This is a genomic window from Sinomonas gamaensis, from assembly GCF_005876955.1.
Lineage (GTDB): Bacteria > Actinomycetota > Actinomycetes > Actinomycetales > Micrococcaceae > Sinomonas > Sinomonas gamaensis.
The window spans coordinates 188,662-200,314 of record NZ_SSCL01000008.1 but is presented as its reverse complement, the minus strand read 5'-3'; the positions used below and the strand labels follow the sequence as shown (position 1 = coordinate 200,314).

Sequence of the window (11,653 nt, the reverse complement as noted above, 5' to 3'; positions counted from 1 at the left end):
TCCCCGTCCCGGTCGCCTACCACTCCTTCGGCGGCTGGAAGAGCTCCCTCTTCGGCGACAAGCACATCTACGGCGAAGAAGGCGTCTCCTTCTACACCCGCGCCAAGGTCATCACCCAACGCTGGCCAGAACCCACCCACGCCTCCGGCGCCTCCTACAACTTCCCCTCCAACTGAGCACCCCCCGCAACCGGAGAAGGAGCACCATGAGCGACATCGAGAACAAGCTCATCATCGGCACTGCGCCCGACTCGTGGGGCGTGTGGTTCGCGGACGATCCCAAGCAGACCCCGTGGAACCGCTTCCTCGACGAGGTGGCCGAGGCGGGCTACAAGTGGATCGAGCTCGGCCCATACGGGTACCTGCCGAATGACCCTTCCCGTCTGGCGGACGAGCTCAAGGCCCGCGACCTGCAGGTCTCGGCGGGGACGGTCTTCACGGCCTTCCACCGCGGTGGGCATCCAGGGGATGCAGGATTCGAGGAGGCTTGGGAGCCCGCCCGCAGGGTCGCCGAGCTGACCGCGGCCATGGGCGGCAAGCACATCGTCGTCATCCCCGCGATGTGGCGGGATGACGTCACCGGGCAAGCCGTCGAGAATGAGGTGCTCACCGCCGAGCAGTGGGACTCGCTGTTCAAGGGCCACGACGAGCTCGGCCGCCGTCTGCAGGAGCAGTTCGGCCTCCAGCAGCAGTTCCATTCGCACGCGGACTCGCACGTCCAAGGGCAGGCGGACATCGAGCGGCTGCTCGAGAACACCGACCCCGAGCTGCTCACGCTGTGCCTGGACACCGGCCACGCCGAATACGGCGGGGCGAGCAGCGTCGACCTCATCCGCAAGTATCCCGAGCGCATCGGGTACCTGCACCTCAAGCAGATCGACCCGGATGTGCTCGCCAAGGTCCGGGCCGAGAACCTGACGTGGGCCGCGGCGAACATCGCGGGCGTCATGGTCGAGCCGCCCGCCGGCCTGCCCGACCTCCGCGAGGTGATCGAAGCCGTCGAGGGCCTCGACCGCCCGATCTTCGGCATCGTCGAGCAGGACATGTACCCCGTCGCCTTCGACGTCCCGCTCCCGATCGCCAAGCGCACCCGCAAGTACCTGCTCTCGTGCGGTTCCCGCACGCGCGTCGCCTGACCCCGGCCAATGCCGAACTTCCCTGAAAGGCTTACGAATGACTGAGAACCTGCGCGTCGCCGTCATCGGCGCGGGTCGCATGGGCGCCGACCATATCCAGCGCCTGCACACCCGCATCCATGGCGCGGACGTGGCCGCCGTCGTCGACATCGATCTCGACCGCGCCAAGGCCGCCGTCGCCCACATTTCAGGGGCCCAGGCTTTTGCGACCGCGACTGAAGCATATGAATCCGGCGACGTGAACGCCGTCCTCATCGCCACGCCCGGGTTCCTGCACGAGCAGGCCCTTCTCGCGGCGCTCAAGCTGGACCTCCCGATCCTCTGCGAGAAGCCGCTCACGCCCGACGCCGCGTCGGCCTGGAAGGTCGTCGAAGCGGAGGTCGCGACGGGCCGCAAGCGCATCCAGGTCGGATTCATGCGTCGCTTCGACGACGGCTATCGGCAGTTGGGGCGTCTGGTACGGTCCGGCGAGCTCGGCGACCTGCTCATGCTGCACTGCCGCCATCGCAACCCTGACACCCCGGCCGGTTTCACGAATGAGATGCTCATCACCGACTCGGTGGTGCACGAGTTCGATGCAATCCGCTATCTGACCAGCGAGGAAATCACGTCGGTTCAGGTGCGCCTCGGCAAGGCCACCTCCAAGGCGCCGAACGGCCAGCACGACCCGCAGCATGTCCTCATCGAGACCTCCTCCGGCGTCCTCGCCGACGTCGAGATCTTCGTCAATGCCCAGTTCGGCTACCAGGTTGCGACCGAGGCGGCTTTCGAGGACGGCATCGTGGACATCGGTGGCGACGGCGGTCCCTACGTCCGGCGCGCCGGCCGCTGGGGCGGGGAGGTCACCCCGGGCTTCGAGGAGCGTTTCGGCGCTGCGTACGACGCCGAGATTCAGTCATGGGTCGACGCCGCCCTCCGCGGTGAGATCGGCGGACCGTCGGCTTGGGACGGCTATGCGACCGCCGCATGCTGCGAGGCCGGCGTCGAGGCCCAGAAGAGCGGCGACAAGGTCGCCGTCGTCCTCAATGAGAAGCCTGCGCTGTATGGGGGAGACTCGCAGTGAAGCTCGCCCTCGTAAGCCGCCGGATCCACACGGGTCCGGCGGTTTCGTCGTCCCGTTTCGGGTACAGATAATTCCCCCTCAGAGCAGTTCGGGTGCGCGAACCGACGACGACGGCGGGTGCCCGCCGCTGCGAAGCTGGGCACCCGCCGTCGTGCTTGCTTCCAGAGTCGGGAGGTGAACCCGCGATAGAAAAGCCAGTTGAAACGGGGTCAGGCGCTGAAGGGAAGGCGCCGGTCGACGTCCTGGGCATCCCAGGTCGCGCGGATCCAGCCGTGATGCGGGTCGTCGCTGATGAGCCACTCGCGGACGCGGCCGGGGCCCGCCATCACGTTGAGGTAGTACAGATCGTAGCCGGGGGCTGCCATGGCGGGGCCATGCCAGCCGTAGGGGACCAGGACGACGTCGCCCGAGCGGACCTCGGCGTTGACGTCGATCGGCCGGGCGTCGGAGGCGTAGACCCGCGCATAGCCAATGGGGTCCTGACCAGCGCTCCCAGACACGGGGGAATCGGGGGCGAGGCGCGTCTCGAAGTAGTAGATCTCCTCGAGCGAGGTCTCACCGTCCTTCTCCTCGTCGTGCTTGTGAGGGGGATACGAGGACCAGTTGCCAGCGGGCGTGATGACCTCGCAGACGATGAAGCGGTCGGCCTCGAGGGCAGCGGGGGTGCCGAAGTTATGCACCTGGCGCGAGCAGTTCCCCGCACCGCGCAACTCGACGGGCGTCTCCTCGGCGCGAATCAGCCGGGTAGGGTATTCGGCTTTCGCGGGAGCGAGGGCGACGGCAACCCGCCCGCCTTGGGCGCTCGAGATCTCCACGGCCTTGCCGATCCCCGTGTAGAGCACGTCGCTCGGCCCCGCGAAGACAGACTGCCGCCCGCGCAAGGAGTGGGTTTCGCCGTCGACCGTTGTCTCAAACGCGCCCGAAAGAGGGACGACAATGCGCTCCTCGCACGCCGCCTCAAGAGTGACGCTCGCGCCGGGCGCGAGCTGGGCGACTTTGAGGCCGGTGTGCTCCCACCCGTCGACGGCGAGCTTGCTGTCGTGGGCACCGAGTGAGATCTGCCAGTCGCCTTCGGAGGCCGAGCCCAGGGGGTAGACCCAATCTGCCATAAGGGGTGTTCCTCTCTTCTGGATGCAACGCTCAGCGCTGGACGAGGGTCATTTCGAAGCTGTAGGAGTCTGCTCGGTAGACGTGACGGCCGGTCTCGACGTTGCGGCCAGTGTCGTCGACGGCGGTGCGCTCCATGGTGACGAGCGCGGAACCGGGAGAAGTCTGCAGCAATTCCGCCTGGTACTGGTCGGCGACTGTCGCGCCGATGCGTTGGTTGGCGAGCCGGAAATTCACTCCGGCCTCGCGCAGGATCTGGTACATGCCCCTCTGTCGCAGGCCCTCCTCGGTGAGCTCGGCGACGTCGTCGCGCACCCAGTTCTCCATGAGGGCGAGCGGCTTGTCGCCGACCGAGCGGAGGCGCGAGAAGTGGTACACGCCGACGCTGTTCGGCAGCTGGAGCGTGCCTGCGATGTCGTCCTCTGCGGGTCCGTGGCGGAAGGCGAGGACCCGAGTGGTGGGTTGCTGTCCAGCGCGGGACAGGTCGTCGTACAGGCTCGAGAGCTCGAGGTGGCGGCGCACCTGACTCGAGACGACCTGTGTCCCGACGCCGCGCTTGCGGACGAGCAGGCCGGCCCGGACGAGTTCATCCATCGCCTTGCGCATGGTCGGGCGCGAGAGGTTGAGCTGGCCAGCGAGCTCGATCTCGTTCTCGAGCTTCGAACCCGGCGCGAGCGCGCCGCTGCGGATCATCGCCTCGATGCCCTGCACGACTTGGTGGTAGAGCGGTACGGGGGACGACCGGTCGATGGCAATGTTGAGGCTGGTTGCCATGGCCCCTCCTTGGGCTGGGCATCAGGCCCGAGCCAGCGTCGATTGTTTCATTGACAGGACAAATCTCTTCCTCTACGTTAGCACCGTCAAGGGTGTCTTGATAGGACAAAGTGTGCTCCTGTCCGATTGATACTTCCCAATCGGTCGGAATCGCGGCGTTTCTCTTCGTTTGGTCGTGTTCGCCCGGAAGAAACCGTGGAGGGCCCCTTCGGGGTCGACGACGGATCCTGGGCGAGAGGGGGGCGCGGCGAGTGGGATCTACGGCGCTCATGATGGAACTCGATATTCTGTGCCACTTACCCCCGAGCCGGCTCAGCGACGGGACGCTCCTCAATAACCAATGGGTGGTGGGGAGGTAGCCCAGACGCGATCGCTCACCATTTCCGCAGCTCGCGTGTGAGGCCGAATGGAACGCTTGGATGAAGCTCAGCTGTGAAGTCATAGGCCGAGTGCCGTGTGACGAGGATTCCGCACGCCTTTTGCTCATCTGCCTTCATTCGAAGGCTTCGGATAGCGGACTCAAGGTGGAATTCCATTTCGGCGCGGTTCTTCACTGTGATTTTGATAAGTCCATCCACATGCACAAAGGTCATAGTTGTCTCTCGTCGTTTGGATTGACGGGGCGACGTGGCTTCGTATCAGCCTTTTGGGCGGCGGCAATCCTCGCAGCGACCGCACGGCAGCCTGCGGTCTTCCCCCCGCTAAACCAAGGTCAATCTTGGGATTGGCGGCGTTCATCCTCACGTGTCCGGTGGTGGCGGCCCTGACGAAGCCGATGGCCCGCGCAGGGCCGTCAAGTGACCCTTCACTGCGAATTCGCAGGTCTACTAAGGGTCCGTCGAAGGGCTCGGAGGATCCGAATTCGGCCGCGACCCGGTGCGGGTCCGAGGCGAGCCACCGCTCGTATTCGTTTTTACATGGTTTTGATGAGTCCACCGTCGATCAGGAAGTCCGAGCCGTTGACGTTCGCGACGCGTCCGCTGGAGAGGACGGCCACGAGCGAGGCCACTTCCTCTGCTTCTGTGAATCTGCCTGTGGTGAAGCCGCCTTGGGCGTCGATGACGCTCTGCTTTGCGGCTTCTGCTTCCAGCCCTGCCGCGCTCGAGATCGTCTTGACGATCCCCGTGTCCCCGAACCACATGTCGGTGGCGACCGGGCCTGGGCTCACGGTGTTGAAGCGGATGCCCTTCGGGCCGAACTCCTTGGACAGTGCTTTGGAGAGGTTCGTTAGCGCGGCCTTGGCCACGGAGTAGTCGATGACGCCGGGATCCGGCAGGAAGGCGTTGACGGAGCTGACCGAGATGACCACGCCGCTGCCCCGTTCGAGCAGGAGCGGGAGGGCTTCTCGGATTGTCCTCAAGGCCGTCTTGAAGTTCACGGCGAAAGTGGAGTCGAATTCGGATTCGGGGATGTTCAGGAACCCGTCCATGCGGGGAGTCAGCGCTCCGACGTTGTTGACGAGGATGTCCAGGCCGCCCAGCTCCCGGGCGTGCTCCATCAGCCGTGCCGCGGCCCCGTGGTCAGCCAGGTCGGCTGGGACCGCGATGACTCGGCCGGGTCCTTCGATGGACTCGAAGTCCGCGGGAAAGCTCCTAGCCGCCGCAATCACGTGGGCGCCTTCCTGGACGAGGGCAGCTGTGATGGCGCGGCCGATGCCGCGGCTTGCTCCGGTGACGACCGCGATTTTCCCTGTCAGGTGCAATTCCATTGGTTTGGGTTTCTCTTTCTGCCTACTCGGCCCAGAACTTGAGAACGTGCTCCACGAAGTCTTCGGGGGCTTCTTCGGGTATGTGATGGCCGATCCCCTCAAAGATGTGGTTTCGCACATCGGAGGTGAACCGCTGCATGGTGTTGAAGAGGTTGTCCCGGTCGGCGTAGCCGCCTCCCAAGGTGAGGACTGGCACGGTCAGCTTCTTCTTGGCCCGCTCGGCGCTGGCGGCCCGTCCCTGGGGACTGAAGATTTCGCGGTAGTACATGAGGCCGGCTTTGGCGGCTCCGGGCTTGCTGAACACCCGGAGGTATTCCTCGAATGCGTCGTCATCGATCGCCCAGGTCCTTGCCAGCTTGGCCGGTCCGAAGAACCAGGTGAGGAACTCGCGTTCGCGTCCATTGATGAGGGTCTCTGGCAGTCCGTCGAGTCGGTTGAAGTAGAAGTGCCATTGCCGGTTGACGCCCTCCATTGCGGGGTAGTCGCCGGCCGGGAGTGGGGAGATGCCCGGGATGTGGGCGTCCGATGCCACCAATCGTTTGACGTCGTCGGGGTATTCGATGGCGTGGGTGAAACCGATCCAGGTCCCGACGTCATGGGAGACGATATCGACGCCTTGGGCGCCGACGAGTCCGAGTTGGTGGAGGAAGACGTGGATGTCGCGGGCGGTTGTCGCCATGTCGTAGCCGAGGGGCGGCATATCGCTGTCACCGAACCCACGTGGGTCAATCGCGTAGACCTTCCGGCCCTGTTCTACGAGCAGGGGGATGACGTAGCGCCAGGCGTACCAGCTCTGAGGCCATCCTGGGATGAGGAGTACGGGCTCACCCTCGCCCGCGACGACGTAGTGGATCCGGACGCCTTCGTCCACTGGGACGAGGCCATGGTGCAGTCCGTCGATTTGCGACCCCCGGCTTCCTGCCGGGGCCGGGGATGCCGGGGTGGGTGCCCCGTACTTCTCGGCGTATTGGCGGCCAAGGTCCTCTTGTGCAGGCATGATGGTTCCTTTCGTTCAGGCGAGGGTTCCGGGGCTACTTGAGGATGCCGTAGAGGGCAATGGCTCCGAGGAGGAGCAGCCCGAACAGCGGCAGGGATTTCAGGATTCGTTCCCGGCGGGGTTGGCCTTCGGCCGGCCGGTTCAGGGAGACGACGATCACGATGATGAGCCCGGTGACCATGAGGTTCGTCCACTGGTTCACGTTGAGGAGGTTCAGGAGGTTTGATACCAGGGCCATGATGACGACGCCGACGAGCGTTCCCCAGATATTGCCGCGGCCGCCGGCCAGGAGTGTGCCGCCGACGACCACGGCAGCGATGGAGCTGAGTTCGTAGCCGTTGGCGAAATTGGGGTCGGCTGTGTTGAGCTGGGCCATGCCCAGCACCCCTGCGAGCGAGGCGAGCACGCCGCTGATGGCGTAGACCCCGATCCGGTATTTGCGGGTGTCGATTCCCGCGCCGTATGCGGCTTCCTCGTTCCCTCCCACGGCGTAGAGGCTCCGCCCGAAGGTGGTTCCGCTGAGGACGAGCTGGCCGAGGATCACGACGGCAGCCAGGATGACGATGGGAACTGGTATGCCGAGGATGAGGCCTGTGGAGAACCAGGACAGTCCCGGTGCGGAGACAGGGAGCGGGGACGCGTTGGTGAGCTCGAAAGCGACCCCCTGCGCGATCGTCATGGTTGCCAGCGTGACTATGAAAGGCTGCAGGTTCGAGAAGGTCACCCCGATCCCGTTGACAACACCGAAGAACAGCCCCGTGGCCAACGCGGCCGGCAGCACCGCAGGCAGGCCCCAAGCCTGGTAGAGGCTCCCCACCACTGCCGAGGCGGATGCGACGTGCGCTACGGAGAGGTCGATGCCGCCTCGTCCCGAGAGGACGACGATGGTCTGGCCCACGGCCAAGAGCCCGATCACCGCACCCAGGCGCAGAACATTGGAGAAGTTTGTGGCGGTCAGGAAGGCTGGTGAGAGCACGCTCCCGACGACGATCAGGACAATCAGGGCTGGCACCATGCCGCTCAGGGCTATGACCCGGCGGAGCCGGCTGGTGGTCTGCATTCTGGCGGTTGCGGCCGCCCCTTCGGAGGCGGACGAGGTCTGGGTGATGGTCTGTGTCATTTTGTTGATCCAATGGCGAGCTGGAGGATTTGTTCTTCGGTGGCGCCGGCGGTTGCGACTTCGCCGACGAGACGGCCGGCGCGCATGACGAGCACGCGGTCACAGATGCCCAGGAGTTCTGGCAGTTCGGAGGAGATCACCAGCGCCCCGGCGCCCTCTGCGGTGAAGCGACCGATGCATTGGTAGATCTCCGACTTGGCTCCGACGTCGATGCCTCGTGTTGGTTCGTCGAGGATGTAGACGCGCGGTTTCTCACAGAACCACCGTCCGAGGACGACTTTCTGCTGGTTGCCACCGCTGAGGGATCTGACGGGCGTTGAGACGTTGGGCGCCTTGATGCGGACTTGGCTCGCAATGGATTCGCTGAGCCTGCGGATCCGTCGGCGCGAGAGCCAGGCCAGGCGACTCATTTGCCGCAGATGGGGCAGGACTATGTTGTGGGAGATGGGGAAGTCCAACACCAGGGCCTGGCTCTTGCGCTCCTCGGGCACGAGCGCGAGGCCCGCCCGAATGGCGTCCCTGGGTCCGCGGATCTTGACGTTCTCTCCGTCGATGCGGACGGAGCCGTCCTCGAATCGGTCGAGGCCGAATAAGGCCCGTGCGACCTCCGTTCGTCCGGCTCCCACGAGTCCTGCAAGACCGACGATCTCTCCTGCATGAACGCGGAGGGTGATGTCTTCGAACTTCCCCCTACGGGTTAGTCCTTCAACTTCGAGGACGGGCTTCTCGGAGACGTTCCGCTTCTGGCGAGTGTCGAAGAACCGCTCGACGGGCCTGCCGACCATGGCCTGGACAAGGTCGTCCTCGGTGGTCCCCTCCAGTGGCATCCGCGCCGCCGCCTTCCCGTCTCGCATCACTGTGATGCTCTGGGCGACGTGGGCCAGTTCCGCGAGTCGGTGGCTGACGTAGAGGATCGCTGCGCCCTGGGCTTCGAGTTGCTGTACGACTCCGATCAGGCGCTCGACCTCAGGCTCTGTCAGTGTGGCGGTGGGTTCGTCGAGCACGAAGATCCGTCCGCCCGTGGAGATTCCCCGGGCGATCATGACCATCTGCTTCACCGCGGGCCTGAGGTCGCGAAGCGGTGATCGCGGGTCCACGGTCTCGAGACCGAGTTTGGCGAGCAGGTCTTCGGATCGGGCTACGAGTGAAGACTGCCGGACGAAGGGACCCCTGCGTGGGAGCTTGCCGAGGAAGATGTTCTCGGCGACGCTGCGGTCTTCCGCCAGGGAGATTTCCTGTGGGACCAAGTGGATTCCGTGCCGGAGCGCTTCGGCCGGGCTCCGGAAGGCCGCAGGCTGCCCGTCGACGAGCAGCTCTCCCGAGTCGGGCCTGATGAGCCCGGCGATCACCTTGATCAAGGTCGATTTCCCCGCCCCGTTCTCCCCGACGAGGGCATGTCCGCGGCCGGGGTGGAGGTCGAGACTGACGTCGGAGAGGGCCTGCACCCCGGGATAGCTCTTGCTGATCCCGCGGAGCGAGAGGACGGGCGGCTGGTCTTGGGCCCGCACGGCTATCCCTCCCACGTGCTTGCGAGAGCCTGGTCGGCGTTGTCCTTGGTGATCACTGGTGGCTGCTCGAGGAGGTAGTCCTTGGCCACGGGCTTCCCCAGCACGTGGTAGAGCGCGAGTCTGATGCCGAGGTCCCCGTGCACCGGGTTCCACGGGGAGAGCGCGGTGAAGATGCCGTCCTTGACGGCCGTGACGGCCGTCTTGCCGTCGACGATGGAGAACTGGGGAACGGTGTCGGCGAGGTGGTAGTCCTTTAGGGCCTGGTTCACGCCGTAGCCGATTTCGGTGTACTGGGAGTACCAGGCGCCGATCTTCTCGTTCTGATGGGCTTGGAGGTAGTCCAGGGCGACCTTGTACCCTTGGCCTCGGCTGTAGTCGGTGGGGGCGGTGTACTCGATCTTGATGTTGGGGTAGAGCTCGTTCAAGGCCTTCTTGAATCCGTCGTTCCGGAGGATCTGGGGTGAGGAGCCGAGCGCACCGTCGGTTTCGACGACGACGCCCTGCCCGTTCATCGACTTGCCCACCTGCTCGGCCAGGGAACGGGTGGCCGCGTCGTTGTCGAGGTAGACCCACGAGCTGTAGTCGCGCGTGTCCACCGTGCGCTCCATCCCAACGACCACGGTTCCCGAATCCTTGACCTTCTCGATCTCCGGCGTCAGGGGTTTCACTGAGTGGGGCCATACGACGATCGCGTCCGCCTTCTGCGCTAGGCAGGAGTCCATGTCCTGCACCTGCTTCAGGGGATCATTGTTGGTGTTGTAGTAGAGGACCTTGAGGTTGGGGTGTCGGGCGGCCTCGATCATGGCGCTCTCCCGTTGGGCGACGGCCCATGACCCGACCGAGTCGGCCTGGGAGAAGCAGATGGTGTAGGTCTTCGCGGGGTCCCCGACTGGGCCGTCGGGCAGGGGCGCGACGTCGGCGTAGGGCATCGTGAACTGCTTGCCGTCGGGGGACGTGAGGGGCTTGCTGCTCTTGGCGTCCACTTTCACGGCGCCGTTGGGAGCAATTAGGAAATCGTCCGCCGCAGCTCGGACCCCGCTTCCTGTGCCGGGAAGGGGCGGCGGGCTGCAGGCGGCGATGGTGGACGCGATGGCAACGGCGTTCGCGATTGCTGACAGCTGGATGATTCGACGCGAATAACGCATGGTTGTTGTCTCCTTTGACACGGGCGCGAACGGGGCGGGGTCAGCTCTGGGAGAAGAACTTGATGAGGGTTTCGGCGAGTTCGACGGGGCGTTCGAGTGCGAGGCTGTGGCCGCAGTCGAATTCGACGTACTCGACGTTGTCGCTGAAGTGGAGCATCTGGTTGCGCGCCTCTTCGGCGATGAAGTACTTGGCTCCGATGGTCAGTACGGGCATCGGCAGGCCGCTCTTCTGCCAGGACTTCGTCAGCTCGATGTTCTGCCATGTGGCGCGGTAGACAGAGAAGATGGCGCGGAGCCCGCCCGGGGCTGCGGAGGTGCGGGCCCATTCGTCGACGCAGTCCTCGGTGATGGCTGAGGGGTCGTAGGTCTCGTTCTTCATCCACGTCGACCAGAAGAGCTCTTCCCGCCCGGAAATGAGCATCTCGGGGAAGTCGGGCACGTGGAAGAAGCTCACGTGCCAGAGGAAGCGGCCCTGCTCGTGGTTTTCCGGGCTGAGGTGAGACCAGTCCTCCAAGCCGAATCCGGGCAGAAGTGATTCTCCGAAGGAGAGCTTGGTGACGCGGTCCGGGAAGCGCGCGGCGAGGGCAAACGCGAAGCAGGCGCCCCAGTCCTCGCCGGCCACGCCGAACTTGTCGAAGCCCAGATGGTCAACGAGCTGCACGATGTCATCCGACACGGTCTGCATGTCGTAGCCGCCGTCAGGGCGGAAGGAGTCTCCGAAACCGCGGATGTCCGGGGCGATGACGGTGAAGTGCTCGCTCAGCATGGGGATGACCCGGTGCCAGTAGTACCAGCTCTTGGGAACGCCGTGCAGAAGCACCAGTGGTTCGCCCTCGCCCGCCACCACGTAGTGAATACGTGTGTCGTTGAGGCTCACACGGCCGTGAGTGACGGGCTTGCCATGGTGATCGGTGACCTCGAGCATTTCGGGTCTCTCCTTACCTCGATGTAAGTGGGAAGTGCCTCGCAGCCTGCTGAGACATGTCAGGACATTAGTCCTTTTACCCCAGTTTGTAAACGTTCGTTCTCAAAAGCTGTCTGGCCGGAAGCGATGTCAGCGAGGCTTACCTCGAAGGCCTGGCCTTCGAGGTTGTGG

The 11,653-nt window shown here is 64.8% G+C and carries 10 protein-coding genes and 1 pseudogene; 3 read left to right on the top strand and 8 right to left on the bottom strand.

What is annotated here, in order from left to right; genetic code table 11:
* The 3 genes and pseudogenes from E5679_RS21285 to E5679_RS12665 form a co-directional block, all read left to right on the top strand.
* A pseudogene (locus tag E5679_RS21285) lies at window positions 1–176 on the top strand (methylmalonate-semialdehyde dehydrogenase (CoA acylating)); the annotation flags it as partial.
* Window positions 177–205: 29 nt separating this feature from the next.
* The gene (locus E5679_RS12670) at window positions 206–1,135 is read left to right on the top strand and encodes a sugar phosphate isomerase/epimerase family protein (protein ID WP_138416373.1); all 930 of its coding nucleotides are present in this window, start codon (window positions 206–208) and stop codon (window positions 1,133–1,135) included.
* Window positions 1,136–1,172: 37 nt separating this feature from the next.
* Window positions 1,173–2,198, top strand: a complete 1,026-nt coding sequence (locus E5679_RS12665) for a Gfo/Idh/MocA family protein (RefSeq protein WP_138416371.1) — start codon at window positions 1,173–1,175, stop codon at window positions 2,196–2,198.
* Between the two features lie 209 nt (window positions 2,199–2,407).
* On the opposite strand, the gene iolB is transcribed toward E5679_RS12665, so the two are convergent.
* From iolB to E5679_RS12625, 8 genes are all read right to left on the bottom strand, one after another.
* Window positions 2,408–3,307, bottom strand: coding sequence for a 5-deoxy-glucuronate isomerase (gene iolB, locus E5679_RS12660; RefSeq protein ID WP_138416369.1), 900 nt, complete (start codon window positions 3,305–3,307; stop codon window positions 2,408–2,410).
* Between the two features lie 31 nt (window positions 3,308–3,338).
* Entirely contained in the window at window positions 3,339–4,079 is a 741-nt protein-coding gene (locus E5679_RS12655; RefSeq protein WP_138416367.1) for a GntR family transcriptional regulator, read from the bottom strand.
* A 913-nt stretch (window positions 4,080–4,992) separates the two neighbouring features.
* Window positions 4,993–5,787 (bottom strand): SDR family NAD(P)-dependent oxidoreductase, encoded by a 795-nt coding sequence (locus E5679_RS12650; RefSeq protein ID WP_138416365.1) that lies wholly within the window; start codon window positions 5,785–5,787, stop codon window positions 4,993–4,995.
* A 22-nt stretch (window positions 5,788–5,809) separates the two neighbouring features.
* Window positions 5,810–6,784: an alpha/beta fold hydrolase gene (locus E5679_RS12645; protein WP_138416363.1), complete on the bottom strand. Its 975-nt coding sequence runs from the start codon at window positions 6,782–6,784 to the stop codon at window positions 5,810–5,812.
* A gap of 34 nt (window positions 6,785–6,818) precedes the next feature.
* The gene (locus E5679_RS12640; protein WP_138416361.1) at window positions 6,819–7,904 is read right to left on the bottom strand and encodes an ABC transporter permease; all 1,086 of its coding nucleotides are present in this window, start codon (window positions 7,902–7,904) and stop codon (window positions 6,819–6,821) included.
* The gene (locus E5679_RS12635; protein WP_212746946.1) at window positions 7,901–9,412 is read right to left on the bottom strand and encodes a sugar ABC transporter ATP-binding protein; all 1,512 of its coding nucleotides are present in this window, start codon (window positions 9,410–9,412) and stop codon (window positions 7,901–7,903) included. Before E5679_RS12635 ends, E5679_RS12640 begins: the two co-directional genes overlap by 4 nt.
* Window positions 9,413–9,414: 2 nt before the next feature.
* Window positions 9,415–10,557 carry a substrate-binding domain-containing protein gene (locus E5679_RS12630; RefSeq protein ID WP_138416359.1) on the bottom strand — a complete coding sequence of 381 codons (1,143 nt, stop codon included), beginning with the start codon at window positions 10,555–10,557 and terminating at the stop codon, window positions 9,415–9,417.
* 40 nt (window positions 10,558–10,597) lie between these two features.
* The gene (locus E5679_RS12625; protein WP_138416357.1) at window positions 10,598–11,482 is read right to left on the bottom strand and encodes an alpha/beta fold hydrolase; all 885 of its coding nucleotides are present in this window, start codon (window positions 11,480–11,482) and stop codon (window positions 10,598–10,600) included.
* Between the last annotated feature and the right edge of the window lie 171 nt (window positions 11,483–11,653).